Origin of the sequence: Luteibacter sp. 621, assembly GCF_050435445.1 — a bacterium.
Taxonomy (GTDB): domain Bacteria; phylum Pseudomonadota; class Gammaproteobacteria; order Xanthomonadales; family Rhodanobacteraceae; genus Luteibacter.
This window is the reverse complement of sequence record NZ_JBNDKI010000034.1, coordinates 1-22,925: the sequence shown is the minus strand read 5'-3', so window position 1 is coordinate 22,925 and position 22,925 is coordinate 1. Positions and strand designations below refer to the sequence as shown.

The following is a 22,925-nucleotide window of genomic DNA, read 5'->3' as shown; positions in this document are numbered from 1 at the left end:
CCGCCTCCGCTCCCTAGTGGTGGGTGGGGGGGGGGGTTGGGGGTGTGGGCGCCCCCCCCCCCCCCCCCCCCGCGGGGGGGGGGGGGGGGGGGGGGGGGGCGCCCCCCCCCCCCCCCCCCCCCCCCCCCCCCGCTCCTACAGGGGTTGCCGCAGCGCCGTAGCGCCAGCGCGTATATGCGCTGGCGCGTGCGTATCAAGGCGCGGCGGGCTGCTCGGCCGGCAATAGCCGGATATCCGTCGACGACGAGGGAATGGTGATCCCCGCCTGGCCGAACTGGTCCTTGATGTTGAGCAGCAGCGTGGTCTGGGCGCCGTACATATCGGCCACCGTGCACCAGCCGCGGATCACCAGGGTCACGTTGGAGGCACCCAGGCTATCGGTCCACACGCCCGGGGCCGGGTCCTTCATGATCCGCGAATCGGCTTCAAGCAGGCCCCGCACGATATCCATGGCCTTGCCGATATCGTCCGTATAAGCGATGCCCACCTTCACCTCAAACCGGCGGGTGCCACGGCGGTTGAAGTTGATGATCGCGTCGCCGCCGACCTTCGAGTTCGGTACCACGGCTTCGCGGTTATCCGGCGTGATCACGTAGGTGTGCATCAGGTTGATGCTCTCCACCGTGCCCTCTACCCCACCGACCAACACGTAATCGCCAATGCGATACGGGCGGAACAGGATGAGCAACACACCCCACGCCAGATTCGACAGCGAGCTGTTCAATGCCAGGCCAATGGCCAAACCCGCCGCGCCCAGCGCAGCGATAAACGAGGCCGTGGGAATCCCAGCCATGCCCATCACCTGCACGATCACAAACGCAATCAGCAGGCCGTAGATGGCGTTGCGCAGGAACCCGGCCAGTGTGTCGTCCACACGCGCCCGCTCCAGGGCACGCTTGCCGAGATTGGCCACACGCGCAGCGATCCAGAAGCCGATGCCCAACGCCACCAGCGAAAGGCCGATACGGATGGACCAGGCAATGATGACCAGCCGCGTGGCGTGGTCGATACCGAGGTGATCGAGGAAGTCGAGCATGCGAAGCCTGCCTTATCCGAAGCGAAAGTTCGCGACGCAGGCTACCAACACAAAAGTGAAAGCCTCTTGTAGGAGCGCGCTTGCGCGCGATCCGGCCTTGCCGCGAGCACCCATCGCGCGCAAGCGCGCTCCTACAACGAGCGAAGCTCATGCGGCACGAAACGCGCGGCGTAAGCCGCTAAAGACATGCATTCGCGCCAGCGAATGAACCGATGACGAGGCGCGACGAGGCAAGAAAAAGGCCCCTTTCGGGGCCTTCTCAGCGTTACGGGGTGCTCGGCACCGGCTTCGCGGCCTGGGCCGTTTGCGGCGGCGTATCGATTTTCCTGCCGCCGTACGGCAGCACATCGGAAGCGAGCTTCGCATCGCCCTTGATGAGCGCCACCTCGTCACTGACGATGTGCGCCGCCTCATCCAGCGGGGTGTCCTTGGCCTTCTTGGCCTCGGCTTCCTGCTTCAGGTCGCTCTTGATGCTGCGCTCGTTCGCGTTCAGGCCATCATCACCGTTGTCCTGGTCGCTCGCATCCGCACTGCCATCACCACCGAAGATCGCCTTGCGGCGTGCACGGAAATCGGCCTGCGTGGCATCGAATTGCTTGCGCTCGGCCTGGCGGGCGGCGAAGTTCAGCGAGATATCGGTCTTGTCGCGCAGCTTCTGGTACTGCGCCAGCTCATCGAGCATCAGCTTCCACGCCGGCGAGGTCGCCACGCGTGCCTGGTGCTTCTGGTTGAGCGGGCCCACGATCGGCTTCAGGTCGGCAACCGGCTTGTAATCGGCCGGATCGATATGACGCCACGGCAGCGCGTTGTCGTAGGTGGATTCACCGAACTCCTTCGCATCGCCGTTCTGCGGGAACTGCACATCGGGGGTGACACCACGCAGCTGCGTGCTATCGCCGTTGATGCGGATGAATTCGGCGATGGTCATCTTGAGCTCGCCGTACTTCGCATCTTCGCCGGTCTGCGCCTTGCCGAAACGGTCCAGGTCCACCAGGTTCTGCACGGTGCCCTTGCCGAAGGTGGGCTCGCCGATGATCAGGCCGCGGCCGTAATCCTGGATGGCGGCAGCGAAGATTTCCGACGCCGATGCGGAACCACGGTTGACCATGACCGCCATGGGGCCATCCCACGACATGCCCGGCTGGTCATCGCCCTGTGCCTCGACCTGGCCGCGCGCATCGCGCACCTGCACGACCGGGCCGGTATCGATGAACAGGCCGGTGAGCTCGGTGGCTTCGTTGAGCGAGCCGCCGCCGTTGTTGCGCAGATCCATGATCACGCCTTCGACGTGCTGCGCCTTCAGGTCGGTCAGCAGCTTGGCGACATCACGGGTGGCGCTCTTGAAGTTGGCATCGCCATTACGGCGCGCGCCGAAATCCTGGTAGAACGTGGGCAGCTCGATCACGCCGATCTTGCGCGTGACATCGCCATCCTTCACGTCGATGACCTTCGACTTGGCGGCCTGCTCTTCCATGGTGACCTTCTTGCGCACAAGGGTCACGATATCGTGCTTGCCATCCACGCCGGCATCGCCCGGGAGCACTTCGATGCGCACGGTGGTGTCTTTCTTGCCGCGGATGAGCTTGACCACGTCATCCTGGCGCCAGCCCACCACATCGACCATGGGGCCGGTTTCGCCCTGGCCGATGGCCACGATGCGGTCGCCCGGCTTCAGCTTGTTCGACTTGGCGGCGGGGCCGCCCGGCACGAGCTCACGGATGGTGGTGTAGTCGTCGCGCGCCTGCAGCACCGCGCCGATACCTTCCAGCGACAGGCGCATGGCGATATCGAACGCATCGGCCGCACGGGGGCCGAGGTAATCGGTGTGCGGATCGGTGGAGTTCGCGTAGGCAGTCATGAACGCCTGGGTGGCGTCCTCGTCATCGAGCTGGCGCACGCGGCTGATGTACGTGGCGTAGCGCTTGTCGAGCGTCTTGCGGATATCGTCATCGCTCTTGCCGGCCAGCTTCAGGCGCAGCCAGTCGTTCATGGTGCGCTTGCGCCACACATCGTCCAGCTCGGCCTGGTCCTTCGGGATGGCCGCCTTCTTGCGATCGAAGTTGAAGGTTTCGTTCGTGTTGAAGTCGAAACCTTTCTTCAGCAGGCCGCGCGCATAGTTCATGCGATCGACGGCGCGCGTGATGTACAGGTTGAACACCGAGAACGGGCCGGTGAGGTCCTGGTTCCAGATGGCGTCGTCGAACTGCGTCTTCAGCGGTTCGAACTTGGCCATGTCTTCCTGGGTGAAGAAGACCTTCTCGCTATCCAGGTCGTCGAAGTAGGCCTTGTAGATCTTGGCCGACATGGCGTCATCGAGCGGCTGCGCCTGGTAGTGGAAACGGGTGAGGAAGCGCGCGGAAAGCTGCGCGGCCTGCGTTTCCGCCGAGGTGGGCTTCAGCGGAAGGGAGGATTCCTTCTTCTGCGGCTCCGGGGAGGTGGCAGCCTCCGAGGCATCCTTGGGCTGCGGGGCAGCACTCTTCGCCGGCGGTGTCGCGCCAGGCTGCTGTGGGGCGGCATTCTGGGCGTACGCCCCCGTGGCGGAAAGGGCCAGCAGGAGGGCGAGCGACACGGGGCGAAGGGTCATGTAATGCCTCGAAGTGCTTGGAGCGTTTATTCGACGACGCCGGCGGCGTGGGCCATCAGGTCGGCATGGTAGGAGGATCGCACCAACGGGCCCGAAGCGACATGGCCGAAGCCCATCTCTTCACCGGCGACGCGCAGCGCCTCGAATTCGTCCGGCGTCCAGTAGCGAACCACCGGGTGGTGGTGAGCCGTGGGCTGCAGGTACTGGCCAATGGTGATCATGTCGACGTCATGGGCGCGTAGATCGCGCATGGTTTCGAGCACCTGCTCCATGGTTTCGCCCAGGCCCAGCATGATGCCGGACTTGGTCGGGACATCCGGGTGCTGCGCCTTGAAGCGCTTGAGCAGGTCGAGCGACCACTGGTAATCGGCACCGGGGCGCACTTCGCGGTACAGGTGCGGCACGGTTTCCAGGTTGTGGTTGAACACATCCGGCGGGAAATCCTTCAGGACCTCCAGCGCGCGCTCCATGCGGCCCTTGCCGCGGAAATCCGGGGTGAGGATTTCGATGCGGATGTTGGGGCTGGCGTGGCGCACGGCGCGGATGCAGGACGCGAAGTGCTCGGCACCGCCATCGCGCAGGTCATCGCGGTCCACCGAGGTGATGACCACGTACTTCAGGCGCATGTCGCGGATGGTCTCGGCCAGGCGCGCGGGTTCCAGCGGATCCGGCGCCAGCGGGCGGCCGTGGGCCACATCGCAGAACGAGCAGCGGCGGGTGCAGACCTCGCCCAGGATCATGAAGGTGGCCGTGCCCTTGCTGAAGCACTCGTGGATGTTCGGGCACGAGGCTTCCTCGCACACGGTGACCAGCGAATTTTCACGCAGGCGCGCCTTGAGCTGCTGCACGGCGTTGCCCTGGGGCAGGCGCACGCGGATCCAGCTCGGCTTGCGCAGAACGGGCACATCCGTTTCGAAAGCCGCGCGGTTGAGCGCGATCTTGTCGTTGCCGAGCATCTTTTCGCCGGGCTTGTCGACGACGGCGATGGGGATGCTACGGACCGGGGAGGGGGCGGTTTGGCTCATATGGCTACGACCTCAGACCGCAATGCGGGCGGGGAGTTCGGGGATAACGGGGGCGGAGCGGACTTCGTGGAAACCGAACTGTTTACAGAATTCCTGTACCAGCACGTCTTCCACGTCCTGCAACCGCGACGGACCACCCAAGTCTACCACCTGGGTGACCTCCAAGCCCTTGTAGCCGCAGGGGTTGATGCGGTGGAAGGGCTCCAGGTCCATGTTTACGTTGAAGGCCAGGCCGTGGAAGCTGCAGCCGCGGCGCACGCGCAGGCCCAGGGCGGCCACCTTGGCATCGGCGGTGTACACGCCGGGGGCGCCATCGCGCCGGTCGGCGCCGATATTCCACTCACCCAGGGTATCGATGATGGCCTGCTCGATCTTGCAGACCATGTCGCGGACGCTCACGCCCACGCGGCGCAGGTTCATCATGGGGTAGGCCACGATCTGGCCCGGGCCGTGGTAGGTGACCTGGCCACCGCGATCCACGCGGACCACGGGGATACCCCCGGCGAACAGCACGTGCTCATCCAGCCCCGCCTGCCCCAGCGTGAACACCGGGTCGTGCTCCAGCAGCCACAGCTCGTCGACGGTGTCGTCGGTGCGGTTGTCGGTGAAGGCGCTCATGGCCTTCCAAGAGGTTTCGTAGGGCACGCGCCCCAGCCGGCGAACGTTGAGGGGGAGAGTCATGGCGCAGGGGACGTAGGGGAATGGGGACTAAATGCGGGTTCAGCCGCAACGATACAAGAACCCGCCGCCCATCGGGGCTTTGCCGCCATGGCCGGGCCGGCGGTTCCGTGGGGACCGCCGGCCGGGGGTGGCGATCGCTTACAGGGTGAAGCGGATGTTGGCGTCGGCGCGCAGGGCGTCGTGGGCTTCCATGTATTTCTCACGGCTGGGTGCGACGAAGCTGACCGCGACCGACTCGTAGTTGCCGGCCGGGGTGAGCTTGGAGGTCACCGTCTCGTGCAGTACTTCCAGGCCGATACCGTGCAGGATCTCCGGCACACGGGCCGTTAGGCCCGTGTTGGCGTTGCCGATGGCCGTGATCTCGAACTGGCCCGGGAACTGGAAGCCCTTGCCTTCGGCCTTGGCCTGGCTGAAATCGATTTCTTTCATGGCCCGCGCTCCTTACTTCTTGCCGCTGTCGTCGCTATGGAACCACAGCATGATCGTGTCCCACAGGCGCGAGAAGAAGCCGCCTTCCGGTGCATCGTTCAGGGCCACGAGGGGCACGTCGGTGACCGGCTGGCCATCCATCGTGACGTGCAGCGTGCCCACCTGCTGGCCCTTCTTGAACGGGGCGATCAGGGTGGACGGGATATCGAGGTTGGCCTTCAGCTTGTCGTAGTCGCCACGCTTGACCGAGATCATCACGTTTTCGGTGACGCCCAGCGGCAGCGTGTTTTCGGCACCCTTCCAAAGCTTGGGCGTGGCCAGCGGCTTGTTGGCGTCGTACAGCTTGTGGCTTTCGTAGAAGCGGAAGCCATAGTTCATAAGCGCCAGCGCGGCATCGGCGCGGCCCTTCTCGCTGCTGGCACCCATCACGATCGCGATCATGCGGGCATCGCCCTGCTTGGCCGAGGCGGCCAGGCAGTAGCCGGCGGCGGCGGTGTGGCCGGTCTTGATGCCATCGACGGTGTTATCGCGCCACAGCAGCAGGTTGCGGTTGTGCTGCTTGATGCCGTTCCACTCGAACTCCTTCACGGCCGAGATCGCGTAATCCTCGGGGAAATCGTGGATGAGCGCGCGCGACAGGATCGCGATGTCGTGGGCGGTGGTGTAGTGGTTGGCGATCGGGTAGCCCGAGGCGTTCTGGAAGTTCGAATGCACCATGCCGATCTGCTTGGCATAGGCGTTCATGAGGTTCGCGAACGCCGGCTCGGAGCCTGCGGTGTGCTCGGCCAGGGCGATGGCGGCATCGTTACCCGACTGGATGATCATGCCGTACAGCAGGTCCTTCAGCGGGACCTGGCTGTTGAGCTTGAGGAAGCTGGTGGAGCCATCGGTGCTGGCACCGCCGCCACGCCATGCGTTCTCGCTGATCGTGACCGGATCGGTCATGTGGATCTTGCCGTTGGCGATCTCGGCGGAGACGACGTAATCGGTCATCACCTTGGTGATCGAGGCCGGCTCGACCTGCACATCCGGATCCTTCGACGCGATGATCTGCCCGGTGTTGTAGTCCATCAGCACCCAGCTCTTGCCATCCACTTCCGGCGGCGGCGGCACGGGCGCATCGGGCACCACGGGGCGCGGTACCGCGGGACGCGGCGGCGTCTGCTGCGCCACGGTCACGCCGGCGACAAGCGCGGCGGCGGCGAAAGCGAACAGGGAACGGGGCAAGAGCTTCATCGTTTCAGCGGTCCAGTCAAAAACAAACAGGAAAAAAGGGGCTCAGTCTACCGCGACCGAGGGCCTGGGCAGGCCCATGCCGGCAATCTGGTCGGTCACTTTGTCAGCGGTATCCACATCGGCCAGCGGGCCCACGCGCACGCGGCGCACGTTGCGGCCGCCCAGGCTGGTCTCGATGACACTGACAGGGCCCAGGCCGGCGCGGTTCAATTGATCGGCCACGCGGTTGGCGTTGGCCACATCGGAGAAGGCGCCGACCTGGAGGTAAATGCTGGGTTTGCCGGGCACCGCGGCCGGGCTGGCGGCGCTGGGCGGCGTGCTGGGCGGCGTGCTGGGCGGCGGTGTCGCGGCGGCCGTCTGCGGCGCTTTCGCGACGGGGATCGTGGTGCCCACGGGGGCCGGAATATCGGCCGACGGCGCGCGGGTGGCGAGCGGCGCACCGGAGGCCGTAGCGCCGCTCGCGACGCCTGGCGAGCCCGCCGCCGAGCGCACGACCTGCGTGCTGGCCGGCGCCGTGCCCTGCCCGCCCGCCGGTGGCAGTGCGTCGTTCACGGACGCATTAGTCATGCCGGGCACCGGGCCGGCATCCTCGGGGTTGCCGACGGCCACCGGCGTGGAGGTGGTGGATGTCGGTGCCGGACGCGGGGCGGCTGCGAGCGCAGCGCCCGTTGCGACAGCCGCCGCCGTAGGCGCGGTGCGTGCAGCGGGCGCCGGCGGCGTGCGCGCGGAACGCACGGGCGGCGGCGGTGCCGTGACCGGGGCCGGCTTCGGCGTGGTCTGCACGTACGGCGGCGCCGATGTCGCCGCCGGATCGTTCGGATCGATGGCACGCACTTCGACCAGGCCCGTGCCGCTGGGCCACACGCCGATCTTCACGGCGGCGGCGAAGGACAGATCGATGATGCGATTTTCGTGGAACGGGCCGCGATCGTTGATCCGCACTACCACGCTCTTGCCGTTCTCAAGGTTGGTGACACGCGCGTAGCTCGGCAGCGGCAGCGTCTTATGCGCCGCGCTGAACTGGTACATGTCGTATTCCTCGAGGTTCGAGGTTTTGTAGCCGTGGAACTTGTTGCCGTAGAACGAGGCGATGCCGCGCTCCACATAGCCCTTGGGCGTGGGCAGCACGTTGTAGGTCTGGCCCAGCACCGAGTACGGCGATTTATTGCCGTACAGCGAGCGCGGCTCGTTCTTCGGCACCGGCTCGGGGATCTTGCTGAAGTCCGGCATCTCGGTGGGCACGCTGTCGTTCTTGCTGCCGTAGCGCGAGCCCTGCGAGCGGCTGATGTCGTCGTACGGGCGGCCGGAGCCGCCGCCAGAACGCTTGCCCGATGACGGCCGGGTGTTGTGGCTGCCGCCACCGCAGGCGGTCAACAGCACCGCCACCAACATCACCGCCCCCACGGTGCCCTTGTTCATCGTGCGCCTGGGCCTTTCACGCGGGCGCGGATTTCCTGCGCCAGCTGATCCACGGCCAGGGCGTACATGGGGCTGCGGTTGTAGGTGGTGATCACGTAGAAGTTCTGGAAGGTGAACCAGTATTCGTCACCGCCCGGGCCATCCAGGCGCAGCAGCTGCGCATCGCGGCCCGGGTCCAGGTGCTGCAGCGGCGCGAAGCCGGTGGCCACGAACGATTCCACGGGGGCGGCGGTGTGCCAGTCCTTGGGCACGGCCGGTGCCTTCGCACGGCGATCGGGCTGGGCGCGGGCGGCGACGGGGCCGCTGGTTTCCCAGCCGTGTTCTTTGAAGTAGTTGGCGACGCTGGCGAAGATATCGCCCATCGAGCCCTTCATGTCGATGCGGCCATCGCCGTCGTAATCCACGCCCCAGTCGCGGATGGACGACGGCATGAACTGGCCCCAGCCCTGCGCGCCCGCATACGAACCGGTAAGCGTATCCAGCGGGCCACCCAGGTGGTTCGCGGGCAGCTCCAGCAGCACCTTCAGCTGCTCGCGGAAGAACGGCGCACGCTTGGGGTAGTAGAAGGCCAGCGTGGTGAGTGCATCGAGCACCTTGTACTTGCCGGTGTTGCGGCCGTAGAAGGTTTCCACGCCCACGATGGCCACGATGTACTCGGCGGGCACGCCGTATTTGCGGCTGATGCCATCGAGCAGCGCGCGGTGCGTGCGGTAGAAATCGGCGCCGGCCTGGATCCGCTCCTCGGTGAGGAAGATGGGCCGGTAGACGCTCCACGGCTTGCCTTCGGCCGGGCGGTTCATGGCATCGATGATGCCCTGCTGCATTTTGGCGTTATCGAGCAGCTTGTTCAGCGCCCAGGGGCTCTTGCCGGTGTCCTTCGCCACCTCGCGCACGAGCGCAGCCTGGCCCGGATGGGTTTCCGTGGCGGCCCGCGCATTCGCGGCGAAAAGCAGGGGGAGCAGGAGCGTCACGCCGAGAAGGCGCGGAACAAATCGTGCGGGTCGTGCGCGGTGCGCAGGCAGAGCGTCATCCATGGCCCGAAGCGTAACACGCGAAAGTGGCGCATCCGGGGCCGGGAAATGCACGCGTTCAGCCATTAATCGTGGAGCTTCCGGTTGGCGTGGATGGACATGAGCACGCCAAAGCCCGTGAGCAACGACACCGCAGACGTGCCACCGTAGCTGACCAGCGGCATGGGCACGCCCACCACGGGCAGGATGCCGGCGACCATGCCGCCGTTCACGGCCACGTATACGAAAAAGCTCATGCCAATCGCGCCAGCGAGGAGACGCGAGTAGGTGTCGCGCGCGTTCATTGCGATCCACAGGCAGCGCCCGATGATGAAGGCGTATAGCAGCATGATGGCGATGACGCCGACCAGGCCGAATTCCTCGGAAAACACCGCGAAAATGAAGTCGGTGGTGTGCTCGGGCAGGAAATCCAGACGCGACTGGGTGCCGTGCTGCCAGCCCTTGCCGAACACGCCGCCGGAACCCACCGCGATCTTCGACTGGATGATGTGCCAGCCGTTGCCCAGCGGATCGGATTCGGGATCGAGCAGGGTGCGCACACGGTTGCGCTGGTATTCGTGCAGAAACTGCCAGGCGACCGGGATGGCGGCGCCCGCGCCGCCCACCAGCAGGCCGATGCGCCACCAGGCCATGCCCGACAGGAACAGGGCGAAGGCGCCCGCGCCCGCCACCAGCAGCGCCGTGCCCAGGTCGGGCTGTTCCGCGATCAGGCCGGCGGGCACCGCGATCAGCAGGCCGACCACGATGATGTCCTTCCAGCCTGGCGGCAGCTGCCGCGGGTGCAGGTACCAGGCCACCATCATCGGCATGGTGAGCTTCAGCAGTTCCGAGGGCTGGAAGCGCATGAAGCCGAGATCGAGCCAGCGGTACGCGCCCCTGCCCTCGCCCAGCGCCGCCACCACGAACAACAGGGCGGTGCTGCCGGCGTAGAGCCACGGGGTCCACGAGCGCAGCACCGGCGGCGGGATGCGCGAAATCACCAGCAGCAGCACGCCGCCGAGCACGAAGCGCGCGGCTTGGCCGCCCACCAGCGAATAGTTGCCGCCGCCCGCGCTGTACAGCGTGGCCAGGCCCGCGCAGGCGAGCAGGAACAGCGCCAGCAGCAGGGGCAGGTCCAGGCGTGGCCGCGTGAGCAGGCGCAAGCCAAAACGCTTCATGCGGACGGTGAGTTGCTCGAGCACGGTTACTGGTCCTCGCCGTTGTCGTCGGGCGGCAGTTCGCTGCTATCCGCCGGGGCGGGCGCGCTGCCAGCGCTGGCCGGTGCGCTCTCGATCGGCGCATCCGAGGTGGCGATCGGGCCTGCGGGCAGCTCTTCCGGACGCGCGCCGCCCTGGTCGACCACCCACTGGTCGAGGATCTTGCGCACGATGGGGCCGGAATCCTGGGCGCCCCAGGCGCCGGCTTCCAGCAGCACCGCTACCGCGATCTTCGGATCGTCCGCCGGCGTATACGCGATGAACCATGCGCGGTGGCGCGCGGCGAGGTACGCGGAGTTCTTGTTCGTGTCGTAAGCGTCGGTCTTGCGCGAGAAGCGCTCGGCCGTGCCGCTCTTGCCCGCCATGACGAACGGGAAGCCGATGCCCAGCTTCTTGCCGGTGCCCTTGCCCGAGTTGATCACATCGATCATGCCCTGGTTCACCGCCTGCCAGTCGCTATCGCGTTTGACGATCGAGGGCCCTTCGGGCGGGAACGATTGCGCGACACGCGGGCTATCCACGCCATCCTGCGTATCCATGAGCAGGTGCGGCGCGTAGGGGATACCGTGCCCGGCGAAGGTGGCAATGGCATGCGCCAGCTGGATGGGAGTGACCGCCCAGTAGCCCTGGCCGATGCCTGAAATGATGGTTTCGCCAGGGAACCAGCCAGCCTTCGAGCGCTTCGCCTTCCACTCGCGCGAAGGCAGCACGCCCTCGGCCTCACCGACCAGATCAATGCCGGTCTTGCTGCCGAAGCTGAACTTCGACATCCAGCCCGACAACCGGTCGATGCCCATGTCGAGCGCGAGCTTGTAGAAGTACGTGTTCGTCGAATGCTCGATCGCCTGCATCATGTTGACCGTGCCGTTGCCGCCGCGGTCATCATCGCGGTAGCAGCGGCTCTGGCCGGGGATGCAGAACTGGCCGTTCGAAAACACCGTATCGGTCGGGCGGCGCAGGCCCAGGGTGAGGCCGCCCAGCGCGAGCAGCGGCTTAACCGTGGAGCCCGGCGGGTACACGCCGCGCAACGCGCGGTTGACCAGCGGCTTGTCGGGGTCGGTATTCAGCGCCTTGTAATCGGCCGTGCTGATGCCGTTGACGAACAAGTTGGGGTCGTACGTGGGCTCGCTGGCAAACGCCAGCACCTGCCCGTTGCGCGGATCGATGGCGATGGCGGCGCCAGGGCGCCCGGCCAGGCCTTCCAGCGCGGCCTTCTGCAGGCGCACGTCGATCGACAGATAAAGGTTCTTGCCCGGCGTCGGCGGCGTGGTATCGAGCACGGCCTGGGTGCGGCCATCCGCGTTCACTTCCACCAGCTCATAGCCGGGTGCGCCGTGCAGCAGCTTTTCGTAATAGCGCTCGATGCCGATGCGGCCGATGTGCGTCGTGCCCTTGTAGCTGGCCTCTTCGTCGTCATCCATGCGATCAAGGTCATCGGCATCGATACGGCTGACATAGCCGATCACGTGCGCGAATTCCGGGCCCATCATGTAGCGGCGGGTGAGGTACGGCACCACGTCCACGCCGGGGAAGCGCCAGCGGTTCACGGCGAAGCGGCCGATCTCGTCCTCGGTGAGCTTGAGCTTCAGCGGTACGCCTTCGAACCGGCGGCTCTGCTTCACCTGCTTCTTGAACAGCGTGATGTCGTCATCGCTGAGCGGTACGACGGCGCCCAGGTCGGCTAGCATTTTGTCCATGTCGCCCACTTGCTCGGGCGTCACTTCCAGGCGGAAGGCCGGCACGTTGTCGGCCAGCAGCACGCCGTTGCGATCGTAGATAAGCCCACGTGCCGGCGGGATGGCGCGCGGCTTGATCCGGTTCTGTTCCGAGCGCGCCGCGAATTCGTCGTGGTGGTAGACCTGCAGGTACACGTAACGCGTGCACACGGCGATGAGGCCGAGCAGGATCAACCCGAACCCGGCCAGTGCGCGGCGGCGGAACAACGCCACCTCACCGCGCATTTCCTTGATGGAGGCGCGCCGGAGGCTCATGCCTCGTGGATGCGCAGGCGGGCGCGCAGGTCGTCGAGGATCAGGAACAGGAACGGCCACAGGGCCGCGCCCACGAACGGCGAGATCCAGAATTCGGCCGGCGGCAACGGATCACCGCCCAGCACGCGGACCAGCAGCAGGAGCACGCGGTCGTTGAGCAGGAAGCCGAGCACGGCCAGGGTCTGCTGCCACATGGGGAAGAAGCGCAGGCGCGAGCGAAAGCGCAAGGCGATGAACACCATGGCGGTTAGGCGCAGCGCCTGTTCGCCCAGCAACATGCCATCGAACAGATCGGCGCCGACGCCCAGGCAGAACGCCAGGCCCAGGGTCACGCGATCGCCCGATTGCAGGCACCAGTAAAGCAGCACCAGCGCCGGCCAGTACGGCTTGTACGGGGTGAGCGGACCGGGCAACGGCACCAGCATGAGCACGAGCGAGAGCAGCAGCGTGGCGGCAAACCAGAGCTGGCGTACACGGATCTTGTTCATGGCGTGCCCCCATTGGCGCTGCTGGAGGCACGTGCGGGCGCGCCGCTGGCCGTGGGCGCGGTGACCTTGGGCAGCGTCGGGTTGGGCGCGGGCGTGCTCGGCGGTGCGTTCGGATCCGGCGCCATATCGGCCGGCGGGCCCGCGTTCGGCGCGAGTTCCGGCGGGCCGGCGGCTTCGGCCAGGTCGTGCAGCAGCAGGACGTCTTCGCTACGGTCCAGATCGGCGGCCGGCACGGCATTGGCCGACAGGAACGTGCCGGAGGCGGTCTGCCCCACGTCGCGGATGGTGCCTACCGGGAAACCCGTGGGGAAACGTCCGCCCAGGCCCGACGTGACCAGCTTATCGCCCGCCTGCACATCGGCCGAAACCGGAATGTTCGGGAGCGTGAGCATATCGCCGCCGCGCGAGCCATAAGCCACGGTACGCAAGCCCGTCCGCTCGATGGTCACGGGAATGGCGTGGTTCGGATCGGTGATGAGCATGGCCACGGAGGTGGTCGGCATCACTTCGATGATCTGGCCCATGACACCGCGCGCATCGATCACCACCTGCCCCACTTTCACCTGGTCACGGGCGCCCACGTTCAGCGTGATGCGGTGGCGGAACGCGCCCAGGTCCACGCCGATCAGGCGGGCCAGCTGCACGTTGAGCGACAGGCTGTGCTGGGTGTCGAGCAATTCTTTCAGGCGCTGGTTTTGCTCGGCCACCGAAGCCATGCGGTTGAGCTTGGCATTGGCCAGCAGCAGATCCTCGCGCAGGCGCTGGTTGGCCTCGGTCAGGCGCTGCCGATCGGCGAACGCCACCGTGGCCGCCTGGAAACCCTGCGATGGCAGGCCGGCGATCCGGTAGACGGGCTCCACGATGATCGACAGGCCGTAGCGCACATTGGCCAGCCACCCGCCGCGATGGTCCAGGACCATCAGCACGCAGGCGAGCGCGAGGTACACGATAAGCCGCAGGGTGCCCGCCACGCCGGGCGAGAACAACGGCGACTTATCGTCGCGATTAAGGGCCATGGATTAGCGCGCCCAGGCCGACGCGGCGCGCGCGTCCATCATTCGAAAGCGAAGAAGTCGCTGCCGTGCTGGTCGATCATTTCGAGGGCCTTGCCGCCGCCGCGGGCCACGCAGGTGAGCGGGTCATCGGCCACGGCCACGTGCAGGCCGGTTTCCTCGGAAATGAGGCGATCCAGGTCGCGCAGCAGGGCGCCACCACCGGTGAGCACGATGCCGCGCTCGGCCACGTCGGAGCACAGCTCCGGCGGGGTCTGCTCCAGCGCTGCCTTCACCGCCGCCACGATGCCCGAAAGCGGCTCGTGCAGGGCTTCCAGCACTTCGTTGGAGTTGATCGTGAACATGCGCGGCACGCCCTCGGCCAGGTTACGGCCGGAGATTTCCATCTCACGGACTTCGCTCTGCGGGAAGGCACAGCCCACCTCGAGCTTGATCCGCTCGGCGGTGGATTCGCCGATGAGGGTGCCGTGGTTGCGGCGCACGTAGTTGATGATGGCTTCGTCGAAGCGATCGCCACCGACACGCACGGACTGCGAGTACACGATGCCATTCAGCGAGATGACCGCCACTTCGGAGGTACCGCCGCCGATATCCAGGACCATGGAGCCGCGGGCCTCATGCACCGGAATACCGGCGCCAATCGCGGCCGCCATCGGTTCTTCGATCAGGAATACGTCACGGGCACCGGCGCCTTCGGCCGATTCCTTGATGGCGCGACGTTCCACCTGGGTGGAGCCGCACGGCACGCAGACCAGCACGCGCGGGCTGGGACGCAGCATGCGCGAGCGGTGGACCTGTTTGATGAAGTGCTGGAGCATCGCCTCGGTCATGGTGAAGTCGGCAATCACGCCGTCCTTCATGGGGCGCACCGTGGCGATGTTGCCCGGGGTACGGCCGAGCATGCGCTTGGCGTCACCGCCCACGGCGGCAACCGCACGCGGGCCGCCCGGGCCACGATCCTGGCGGATGGCCACGACCGACGGCTCGTTCAGGACAATGCCCTGCCCACGCACATAAATGAGCGTATTCGCCGTGCCGAGATCGATGGAGATGTCGTTCGAAAAGAGTCCGCGGAACTTCTTAAACATGATGCGGCGGGCGCCCGATAGCCGGAAAAAGTAAGCACGGAAGTCTAGATTGCGCCCCCTTGGGGCGCAAGGGCGGAGAAGTTAAGAAAGCCTTGTAAGTCTGAATGATGCGATGGGATTCTGTACTGGATCCGTAAATCTGTACGTATTCAGGGAGTCGCCGACAGGGGCATTTTTTAGTACGATCCGCCGGTTTGCCGGAGCCCTGTCTTGGGCTCGTCCTGCGGCCTGCCCCGGGGCTGGCCCAGCCGCTACGTCTGGGGCTGGCATCACCCTTGTAGGAGCGCGCTTGCGCGCGATGCTTTTACGGAACTACAGGGGCTGCGGGACTTCGGAGCTTGGGTTTAAGAGCATCGCGCGCGAGCGCGCTCCTACATGTACTTATTGGATTATTTAGACGATGACTGCCGTTATCTGCGGATCGCTTGCGTACGACACCATCATGGTGTTCCAGGACCAGTTCAAGAACCACATCATTCCTGATCAGGTGCACATCCTGAATGTGTCGTTCCTGGTGCCGGCCATGCGCCGCGAGTTCGGCGGTTGCGCCGGCAACATTGCCTACAACCTGAAGCTGCTGGGCGGTGAGCCGATGCCGGTCGCCACGGTGGGCCAGGATTTCGCGCCGTACCGCGCGCACATGGAAAAGCACGGCATTCGCCTGGATGGCGTGCGCCAGTACGACGACATGTTCACTCCGCAGTGCTTCATCACCACCGACCTGGATAACAACCAGATCACGGCGTTCCACCCGGGTGCCATGTCGAACGCGCACGACAACCACGTGCGCGATATCCCGAACTATGAGTTCGGCATCGTCGCGCCGGACGGCCGCGAAGCCATGCTGCAGCACGTGGATGAGTTCGCCGCGCGCGGCGTGCCTTTCATCTTCGATCCGGGCCAGGCCATGCCGCTGTTCAACGGCGATGAGTTCCGCTCGATGATCGAGAAGGCGACGTACGTCATCGTCAACGATTACGAGTCGCAGCTGCTGCAGCAGCGCACCGGCTGGAACGCGGAAGAGATCGCTTCGAAGGTGAAGGCGTACATCGTGACGCTCGGCCCGCGCGGCTCGCTCATCTACGCCGATGGCAGCACGATCGAGATTCCGCCGGCACGCGAGCGCCAGGTGGTGGACCCGACCGGTTGCGGCGATGCGTACCGCGCCGGCCTCATCTTCGGCATCATGAAGAACTACGACTGGGCCACCGTTGGTCGCATGGCGTCGCTCATGGGTGCGCTGAAGGTGGAACACCCGGGCACGCAGAACCAGTTCTTCACCTACGACCAGTTCGTCGCCGAATTCGAAGACCAGTTCGGTTACAAGCTGGGCTGATAGGGCCTGCAAAAAAGGGGCGGCGCAGCGATGCGCCGCCCCTTTTTTGTGCCCGTCGTTCGCCATGGCGAAAGCCGGTCATCCCCGCATTTTCTTGCGACTGTAATGGCATTTCCGGGCGCCGATGCAGCTATAGGCGGCCACCCGCTCCAGCGCTATGCTCGCCCCTCAGGAAGACACCACCAGGGGAAAAACGCACATGTACCGACTGCCGGTTGTACTCGGGCTGCTCCTTGCCGCGCCCGCGATCTTTGCCCAGAGCGCCGATGCGCCGAACGTAAAAGCCAACGACGCGTGGACGTTCCGCGTCACCACGGAAAAGGGCCAGCAGTTCGAACGCCACGATGTGGATAGCAAGGTGGAGCGTGTAAGCCGCGATGCCATCCTGGTTGACGTATCGCCCACCGGTTCGACGACGCCGCCCGTCGCGGAGATGTTTGGCAGCGACTGGAGCCGCGCGCACGAGAATGCCGGCAAGGCGGTGGTGGTCGAGAAACCGTTCCAGTTTCCCCTGATCGAAGGCAAGTCGTGGGATGTGAGCTACACCGTAGCCAACCCTAATCCGATGTATTCCACCGAGACCTGGACGTCGCATTACGTCGTCGTCGGCTGGGAAGATATCGAAGTGCCCGCGGGCAAGTTCCGTGCGCTCAAGGTGGAAGCTGAAGGAACCTGGGGCGGCATGACGACCGGTGCGAGCGCCTCCAGCAATCGCTCCGTGGGCACGGCCGGTAGCGGTGCGACCACCAGCACCACGGTCGCCGAACCGCCGCACCAGACCTCCGGCCGTATGTATCGCGCCTTCTGGTACGTACCCTCGGTAAAGCGCGCGGTGAAGTCGGTGATTGAGGAATACAGCAGCAAGGGTGTGCGCAGCTACCGGCAGACGACCGAACTGGAATCGATGAAGCTGGCGGTGTAACGCCGGCGGCGAAAGCCATTGTAGGAGCGCGCTTGCGCGCGATGGGTGCTTGCCGCACCGGGCATCGCGCGCAAGCGCACTCCTACATAGAGCCTTTAGTTGCGGGGTTTGAAGCCCATCGTGGCGTTCACCGCCTGCTTCCAACCATCGTACAGGTCGTCGCGCGTTTCCTTGGTCATCGATGGCTTGAACTCGCGATCGACGGCCCAGCGCTTGGCGATATCTTCCTTGCTCTTCCAGAAACCCACGGCGAGGCCGGCGAGGTAGGCGGCGCCTTGCGCGGTCGTTTCCTGCACCTTCGGGCGCAGCAAGGTGACATCGAGGATATCGGCCTGGAATTGCGCCATGAAGTCGTTGGCGATAGCGCCGCCATCCGCACGCAGTTCCTTCAGCTGGATACCCGAGTCGCTCTGCATCGCTTCCAGCACGTCGCGCGTCTGGTACGCCATCGATTCCAGTGCCGCACGAATGAACTGCTCTTTCGTCGTGCCACGGCTTAGGCCGAAGATGGCGCCGCGTACATCGCTCTTCCAGTACGGCGCGCCAAGGCCGACGAAGGCCGGCACGAAGTAGACGCCATCGTTGTCCTTCGCCCGCTCGGCATACTCCTGTGAATCTGCGGCCTTGCCGAGCATGCGCAGGCCATCGCGCAACCACTGGATGACGGAACCGGCGACGAAGATGCTGCCTTCGAGCGCGTATTCCACCTTGCCATCCAGGCCCCACGCGATGGTGGTGAGCAGGCCGTTCTTCGACGGCACGGCTTTCTCACCCGTGTTCATCAGCATGAAGCAGCCCGTGCCATAGGTGTTCTTCGCCAGGCCTGGCTCAAAACATGCCTGGCCAAACAACGCCGCCTGCTGATCACCGGCGATACCGGCGATCGGCACTTCGCGGCCGAAGAAGTGTTTGGCCTGCGTGTTGCCGTACACCTCGCTGGACGACTTCACTTCCGGCAGCATGGCCTTCGGCACGTTGAGCATCTTCAGCAGCTCATCGTCCCACTGGCGCTTGTAGATGTCGTACATGAGCGTGCGCGAGGCGTTGGTGTAATCGGTGACGTGCACCTTGCCGCCGGTAAGGTTCCAGATCACCCAGGTATCGATGGTGCCAAACAGCAGCTCGCCCTTCTCCGCCCGTTCCTGCGCGCCTTCCACGTGGTCGAGGATCCAGCGCACCTTGGTGCCAGCGAAGTAGGCGTCGATCAGCAGGCCCGTCTTGTCGCGGACCATCTTGTCGTGGCCTTCCTTCTTCAGGCGCTCGCAGATGTCCGCGGTCTGCCGTGACTGCCACACGATGGCGTTATAGATGGGCTGGCCGGTGGCCTTGTCCCACACCACCGCGGTTTCGCGCTGGTTGGTGATGCCGATGCCTTCGATACACGAGGCATCGATACCCGAGCTGCTGATGACCTCGGTCATGGTCGACAGCACGCTGGTCATGATCTCGCGCGGGTTGTGTTCCACCCAGCCCGGCTGCGGGAAAATCTGCGGGAATTCGCGCTGGGCGGTACCGGCGATATTGCCGTCGTGATCGAACAGGATGGTGCGTGAGCTGGTGGTGCCCTGGTCGATGGCGAGGATGTATTTCTGCTTGCTCATCTCTGGCCTCTGTTAACGGGTGGGGTGGGAGGAATTGCGGTTGGCGGCCTGGCGCGCTTCTTCGAGCGCACGCTGGCGGGCCGGCAGGAACGGGTGCACCAGCAGCTGGTACGCGCCACCGCCGACGACACCGCCGATCAGGGGGCCGACGATGGGCACCCACCAGTAGTTATCCGGTGAAGGCAGCGCCGAGGAACCCCAGCCAGCGAAGAAGGCGAACAGGCGCGGGCCGAAGTCACGGGCCGGGTTGATCGCCCAGGCTTCGAGGTAGCCCATGGAGGCGCCAATGGTGGCGACCAGCAGGCCGATGATGAGCGCGCCGCTGTTGGCGCCCGGCGCGGTCTCGTTGTACTGCTCGGTGATGGCGAAGATGCCGAACAACAGGAACGCGGTCAGGATGATCTGATCGGACAGCGCGTGCATCGGGGTGATCGCCAGGCCCGGGTGGGTGAAGAACACACCGGCCGCGCCGCCCGCCTCACGGGTGAGGTTGTGGGTTTCGTTGAAGTGATCGATGACCGGCCCGAACAGGGCGTAGACGATGGCCGCGCCGAGGAAGGCACCGATGACCTGGGCGATCCAGTACGGCACCACCTTCTTCCACGAGAAGTCGCGGAAGATCGCCAGGGCCAGCGTGACCGCGGGATTGGCGTGGGTGCCGGATACCGAGGCGGTCGCGTAGATCGCAATGGTAACGGCAAGGCCCCACGCGATACACACGCCCCAATACGCATTGAGGTAGGGACTGGGATCGTAGAGCACGTACATGCACGCTACGGAATCGCCGAACGCGATGATGATGAACATCGCGAGGGCTTCTGATATCAGTTCGCCGATCTGTTGCCGCATGATCCGTCTCTCCATCGGTTTCATGGTGACGTAGCGCCCGGGGGCGTTACGCGCTGGTGGTGGGCCCTTGCGGGACACGTTGTTTGAGGTATTCGGTAAGGCGGCTCACATCATCGGGACCCACCCGCAGCCCGATCTTGCTGCGCCGCCAGAGTATGTCCTGCGCTTCCGTAGCCCATTCGTGACGTACGAGGTAATCCACCTCGGCCTGGTACAGGTCGGAGCCAAAATGGATGCCGAGTGCTTCGAGCCCGTTGGCTTCACCCAGCAGGTCGCGCGCACGCGTGCCGTACATGTGGGTAAGCCGCCATGCGAAGGTTTCTGGCAGCCACGGGCGCGACGCGCGGATATCGTCGGTGAGTGCATCGATATCGCGCTCGCCGCCGCCCGGCAACGGGCGCGCATCGGCCGTCCAGGCGGGCTTATCGTTGCCGAGCAACGGGGCCAGCTTGTCGACCGCTTCTTCGGAGAGCTTGCGGAACGTGGTGAGCTTGCCGCCGAAGACGTTCAACAAGGGTGCGCCGCCGGTCTGGTCGATATCGAGCAGGTAATCGCGCGTGACTTCCGAGGCGCTGCCTGCTTCATCCTGCAGGAGCGGGCGCACACCGCTGTAGCTCCACACCACGTCGGCGGGCGTGAGCTGCTTCTTGAAGTAGCGATTGGTCGCTTCGCACAGGTACTGGGTTTCCTCGGCATCGATGACCGGGTGCGAGGGATCCGCCTTGTATTCGATATCGGTGGTGCCGATCAGGGTGAAATCGCGCTCGTAGGGGATGGCGAAAACGATGCGCCGATCGGGCTGCTGGAAGATGTAGGCGTAGCGGTGGTCGAAGATCTTGGGCACCACGATGTGGCTACCCTTGATCAGGCGGAGGGTGTGGCTGTGCTTCACGTGCGCCACGTCATCGAGGAAGCTGGCAGCCCACGGGCCGGCCGCGTTCACCAGCGCGCGGGCGCGGACGAAGTGGCGCGTGCCATCGCGCTTCTCGAGTTCGGCGATCCAGGTATCACCATCGCGGCGGGCGCTGACGCAACGCGTATGGGTTTCAATCTTGGCGCCGCGGTGCACGGCATCCATGGCATTGAGCACGACCAGGCGCGCATCCTGCACCCAGGCATCCGAATACACGAAGCCCTGGTGGAACTCATCACGCAGCGGTTCGCCCGTGACATGCTTGGCAAAACGCACACGGCGCGAACCCGGCAACGTGCGGCGGCCGCGACCCAGGTGGTCGTAGAGGAACAGGCCAATGCGGATCATCCACGCCGGGCGCAGATGCGGCTGGTGCGGTAGTACGAAGCGCAGTGGCCAGATGATGTGCGGCGCGGCGCGGAGCAGCACCTCGCGCTCCGCGAGTGCCTTGCCCACCAGTGCAAATTCGAACTGCTCGAGGTAGCGCAGACCACCGTGGATCAGCTTGGTCGCGGCGCTCGAGGTGTGCGACGCAAGATCGTCGCGCTCGCACAGCCATACCGAAAGGCCACGCCCTACCGCATCGCGGGCAATACCCACGCCGTTTACGCCACCACCAATTACCAGGACATCGACCTGCTCAACCATCACACGCTCCGCTCGGTAGGGGCGAAGGTGGCAGCACGAGGAAAAACCCTACGTTCGGGTACGTTCGTTTTTACGATTTTCAGCGGCATCCTTGCGCGATAACGAACATTTCACACGGCGTGTCACGCTTCGCTGGCGTCAAAGGAGCATATTCGAACACAAACGAACATCGCACGCTGCACCGCAGCGTAAATGGCCCCTAGCGAGGCTCGCAACGCCTACGCTCGTGGCACCCCTGTAGGAGCGCGCTTGCGCGCGATCGGGTGCTTGCAGCGATGCCCGTCTTATACGCGTCGTCGCTCTGTCGGCTGATCGCGCGCGAGCGCGCTCCCACAGGGGGGACGTTAGTCGGCGATGTGCAGCTGGGTTCCGGAGGCAGCCAGTACCGGCATCAGCTCGTCGGGCGGCTGCTTGTCGGTGTACCAGGCATGGACCCGGGAGAAATCGCCCAGGCGGACCATGGCGTTGCGGCCGATCTTGGTGTGGTCGGCGCCCAGGATGACCTGGCGCGAGTGATCGATGATGGTCTGGGCGACGCGGACTTCGTGGAAATCGAAGTCCAGCAGCGTGCCATCGAGCTCGATGCCCGAGATGCCGATGATGCCGTAGTCGACCTTGAACTGGCGGATGAGCTCGATCGTGGCCTCGCCGGTGACGCCGTGGTCGCGGCCGCGCACCACGCCGCCGGCGACGATGACCTCGAAGGTCGGATTGTCGCTGAGCAGGATGGCGATATTGAGGTTGTTGGTGATGACCCGGAGGTTGCGATGCTCAAGCAACGCCCGGCCCACGCCCTCGTTGGTTGTGCCCAGGTTGATGAACAGCGAGGAGCCATCCGGGATGTGCCGGGCGATGGCCTGGGCAATGCGGTTCTTCTCCGCGGCCTGCAGTGTCTGGCGCGCGGCATAGGCCACGTTCTCGATGCTCGAGGGCGCACTGACACCGCCGTGATAGCGGCGGATGAGGCCACCATCGGCAAGCAGGTTGAGGTCGCGGCGAATGGTCTGCGGGGCCACGTCGAAATGCGTGGCCAGCTCATCGACGGCCACGAAGCCTTCGCGTTGCACGATCGCGATGAGTTCTTCCTGGCGGCGGTTGAGGCGTAGATCCGTTGTCATGAACTAAGAGTAGCCCACTGATCCGTCGTCTTGAACCAAGTTGGGGCGAATTTGTAGGAGCGCGCTTGCCAAATCGCGGGCAAAAGAAAACCCGGTCTCAGATGAGACCGGGTTTCCGGGTATAAGGCCCCTGGCGGTGACCTGTTGCTGTGCGTGCTCGTTGGGCACGACAGCAACGCCACAAAAGACGAAGGCCTCCCCGATTGGGGAGGCCTTCTAGGATAAAGCCCCTGGCGGTGACCTACTCTTGCATGGCTTGAGCCACACTACCATCGGCGCATGCGCGTTTCACTTCTGAGTTCGGGATGGGATCAGGTGGGA

At 65.2% G+C, this 22,925-nt stretch carries 19 protein-coding genes and 1 rRNA gene; 2 read left to right on the top strand and 18 right to left on the bottom strand.

The window, feature by feature from the left end; translation table 11 throughout:
- Positions 1-193: 193 nt before the first annotated feature.
- From ABIE56_RS22210 to ABIE56_RS22150, 13 genes are all read right to left on the bottom strand, one after another.
- Entirely contained in the window at positions 194-1,036 is an 843-nt protein-coding gene (locus ABIE56_RS22210; protein ID WP_429245988.1) for a mechanosensitive ion channel family protein, read from the bottom strand.
- Positions 1,037-1,301: 265 nt separating this feature from the next.
- Positions 1,302-3,620, bottom strand: coding sequence for a carboxy terminal-processing peptidase (locus tag ABIE56_RS22205; RefSeq protein WP_429245987.1), 2,319 nt, complete (start codon positions 3,618-3,620; stop codon positions 1,302-1,304).
- A gap of 26 nt (positions 3,621-3,646) precedes the next feature.
- On the bottom strand, positions 3,647-4,645 hold the full coding sequence (gene lipA, locus ABIE56_RS22200) for a lipoyl synthase (RefSeq protein WP_429245986.1): 999 nt from the start codon (positions 4,643-4,645) through the stop codon (positions 3,647-3,649).
- 12 nt (positions 4,646-4,657) lie between these two features.
- Positions 4,658-5,326 (bottom strand): lipoyl(octanoyl) transferase LipB, encoded by a 669-nt coding sequence (gene lipB, locus ABIE56_RS22195; protein WP_429245985.1) that lies wholly within the window; start codon positions 5,324-5,326, stop codon positions 4,658-4,660.
- Between the two features lie 138 nt (positions 5,327-5,464).
- The gene (locus ABIE56_RS22190; protein WP_429245984.1) at positions 5,465-5,755 is read right to left on the bottom strand and encodes a DUF493 family protein; all 291 of its coding nucleotides are present in this window, start codon (positions 5,753-5,755) and stop codon (positions 5,465-5,467) included.
- Positions 5,756-5,767: 12 nt separating this feature from the next.
- Complete coding sequence (locus ABIE56_RS22185) at positions 5,768-6,991, bottom strand: D-alanyl-D-alanine carboxypeptidase family protein (RefSeq protein WP_429245983.1); 1,224 nt, start codon at positions 6,989-6,991, stop codon at positions 5,768-5,770.
- 42 nt (positions 6,992-7,033) lie between these two features.
- Entirely contained in the window at positions 7,034-8,410 is a 1,377-nt protein-coding gene (locus ABIE56_RS22180; RefSeq protein ID WP_429245982.1) for a septal ring lytic transglycosylase RlpA family protein, read from the bottom strand.
- Positions 8,407-9,444 carry a lytic murein transglycosylase B gene (mltB, locus tag ABIE56_RS22175; protein WP_429245981.1) on the bottom strand — a complete coding sequence of 346 codons (1,038 nt, stop codon included), beginning with the start codon at positions 9,442-9,444 and terminating at the stop codon, positions 8,407-8,409. Before mltB ends, ABIE56_RS22180 begins: the two co-directional genes overlap by 4 nt.
- A 62-nt stretch (positions 9,445-9,506) precedes the next feature.
- Positions 9,507-10,598, bottom strand: coding sequence for a rod shape-determining protein RodA (rodA, locus tag ABIE56_RS22170; protein WP_429245990.1), 1,092 nt, complete (start codon positions 10,596-10,598; stop codon positions 9,507-9,509).
- Between the two features lie 26 nt (positions 10,599-10,624).
- Entirely contained in the window at positions 10,625-12,628 is a 2,004-nt protein-coding gene (gene mrdA, locus ABIE56_RS22165; protein WP_429245980.1) for a penicillin-binding protein 2, read from the bottom strand.
- Positions 12,625-13,116 carry a rod shape-determining protein MreD gene (gene mreD, locus ABIE56_RS22160; protein WP_429245979.1) on the bottom strand — a complete coding sequence of 164 codons (492 nt, stop codon included), beginning with the start codon at positions 13,114-13,116 and terminating at the stop codon, positions 12,625-12,627. The genes mrdA and mreD overlap by 4 nt, the downstream gene beginning before the upstream one ends.
- Entirely contained in the window at positions 13,113-14,132 is a 1,020-nt protein-coding gene (gene mreC, locus ABIE56_RS22155) for a rod shape-determining protein MreC (protein WP_429245978.1), read from the bottom strand. Before mreC ends, mreD begins: the two co-directional genes overlap by 4 nt.
- A 38-nt stretch (positions 14,133-14,170) precedes the next feature.
- A complete protein-coding gene (locus tag ABIE56_RS22150) occupies positions 14,171-15,217 on the bottom strand; it encodes a rod shape-determining protein (RefSeq protein WP_216158840.1) in 1,047 nt (348 codons plus the stop codon).
- Positions 15,218-15,617: 400 nt separating this feature from the next.
- Here ABIE56_RS22150 and ABIE56_RS22145 point away from each other — a divergent pair, with 400 nt between their 5' ends.
- Together ABIE56_RS22145 and ABIE56_RS22140 are read left to right on the top strand one after the other, a co-directional pair.
- Positions 15,618-16,553: a carbohydrate kinase family protein gene (locus ABIE56_RS22145; RefSeq protein WP_429245977.1), complete on the top strand. Its 936-nt coding sequence runs from the start codon at positions 15,618-15,620 to the stop codon at positions 16,551-16,553.
- A gap of 199 nt (positions 16,554-16,752) precedes the next feature.
- Complete coding sequence (locus ABIE56_RS22140) at positions 16,753-17,475, top strand: hypothetical protein (RefSeq protein WP_429245976.1); 723 nt, start codon at positions 16,753-16,755, stop codon at positions 17,473-17,475.
- A gap of 95 nt (positions 17,476-17,570) precedes the next feature.
- Here the strand turns inward: ABIE56_RS22140 and glpK are convergent, their stop codons facing one another.
- The 5 genes from glpK to rrf all read right to left on the bottom strand — a co-directional run.
- Complete coding sequence (gene glpK / locus ABIE56_RS22135) at positions 17,571-19,076, bottom strand: glycerol kinase GlpK (protein ID WP_429245975.1); 1,506 nt, start codon at positions 19,074-19,076, stop codon at positions 17,571-17,573.
- A gap of 12 nt (positions 19,077-19,088) precedes the next feature.
- Positions 19,089-19,928, bottom strand: coding sequence for an MIP/aquaporin family protein (locus ABIE56_RS22130; protein ID WP_429245989.1), 840 nt, complete (start codon positions 19,926-19,928; stop codon positions 19,089-19,091).
- Positions 19,929-19,971: 43 nt separating this feature from the next.
- The gene (gene glpD, locus ABIE56_RS22125; protein ID WP_429245974.1) at positions 19,972-21,486 is read right to left on the bottom strand and encodes a glycerol-3-phosphate dehydrogenase; all 1,515 of its coding nucleotides are present in this window, start codon (positions 21,484-21,486) and stop codon (positions 19,972-19,974) included.
- A gap of 344 nt (positions 21,487-21,830) precedes the next feature.
- On the bottom strand, positions 21,831-22,604 hold the full coding sequence (locus ABIE56_RS22120) for a DeoR family transcriptional regulator (RefSeq protein ID WP_429245973.1): 774 nt from the start codon (positions 22,602-22,604) through the stop codon (positions 21,831-21,833).
- 228 nt (positions 22,605-22,832) lie between these two features.
- Positions 22,833-22,925: ribosomal RNA gene (gene rrf, locus ABIE56_RS22115) — 5S ribosomal RNA — on the bottom strand; the annotation flags it as partial.

Excerpts from the sequence above, each read along its gene's own strand:
- rodA (WP_429245990.1), bottom strand. The coding sequence starts at position 10,598 with ATGAAGCGTTTTGGCTTGCGCCTGCTCACGCGGCCACGCCTGGACCTG.
- ABIE56_RS22180 (WP_429245982.1), bottom strand. The coding sequence starts at position 8,410 with ATGAACAAGGGCACCGTGGGGGCGGTGATGTTGGTGGCGGTGCTGTTG.
- ABIE56_RS22140 (WP_429245976.1), top strand. The coding sequence starts at position 16,753 with ATGTACCGACTGCCGGTTGTACTCGGGCTGCTCCTTGCCGCGCCCGCG.
- ABIE56_RS22120 (WP_429245973.1), bottom strand. The coding sequence starts at position 22,604 with ATGACAACGGATCTACGCCTCAACCGCCGCCAGGAAGAACTCATCGCG.
- glpK (WP_429245975.1), bottom strand. The coding sequence starts at position 19,076 with ATGAGCAAGCAGAAATACATCCTCGCCATCGACCAGGGCACCACCAGC.
- ABIE56_RS22210 (WP_429245988.1), bottom strand. The coding sequence starts at position 1,036 with ATGCTCGACTTCCTCGATCACCTCGGTATCGACCACGCCACGCGGCTG.
- ABIE56_RS22190 (WP_429245984.1), bottom strand. The coding sequence starts at position 5,755 with ATGAAAGAAATCGATTTCAGCCAGGCCAAGGCCGAAGGCAAGGGCTTC.
- mreD (WP_429245979.1), bottom strand. The coding sequence starts at position 13,116 with ATGAACAAGATCCGTGTACGCCAGCTCTGGTTTGCCGCCACGCTGCTG.
- mltB (WP_429245981.1), bottom strand. The coding sequence starts at position 9,444 with ATGGATGACGCTCTGCCTGCGCACCGCGCACGACCCGCACGATTTGTT.
- ABIE56_RS22205 (WP_429245987.1), bottom strand. The coding sequence starts at position 3,620 with ATGACCCTTCGCCCCGTGTCGCTCGCCCTCCTGCTGGCCCTTTCCGCC.
- lipB (WP_429245985.1), bottom strand. The coding sequence starts at position 5,326 with ATGACTCTCCCCCTCAACGTTCGCCGGCTGGGGCGCGTGCCCTACGAA.
- ABIE56_RS22150 (WP_216158840.1), bottom strand. The coding sequence starts at position 15,217 with ATGTTTAAGAAGTTCCGCGGACTCTTTTCGAACGACATCTCCATCGAT.
- mrdA (WP_429245980.1), bottom strand. The coding sequence starts at position 12,628 with ATGAGCCTCCGGCGCGCCTCCATCAAGGAAATGCGCGGTGAGGTGGCG.
- ABIE56_RS22185 (WP_429245983.1), bottom strand. The coding sequence starts at position 6,991 with ATGAAGCTCTTGCCCCGTTCCCTGTTCGCTTTCGCCGCCGCCGCGCTT.
- glpD (WP_429245974.1), bottom strand. The coding sequence starts at position 21,486 with ATGGTTGAGCAGGTCGATGTCCTGGTAATTGGTGGTGGCGTAAACGGC.
- ABIE56_RS22145 (WP_429245977.1), top strand. The coding sequence starts at position 15,618 with ATGACTGCCGTTATCTGCGGATCGCTTGCGTACGACACCATCATGGTG.
- mreC (WP_429245978.1), bottom strand. The coding sequence starts at position 14,132 with ATGGCCCTTAATCGCGACGATAAGTCGCCGTTGTTCTCGCCCGGCGTG.
- lipA (WP_429245986.1), bottom strand. The coding sequence starts at position 4,645 with ATGAGCCAAACCGCCCCCTCCCCGGTCCGTAGCATCCCCATCGCCGTC.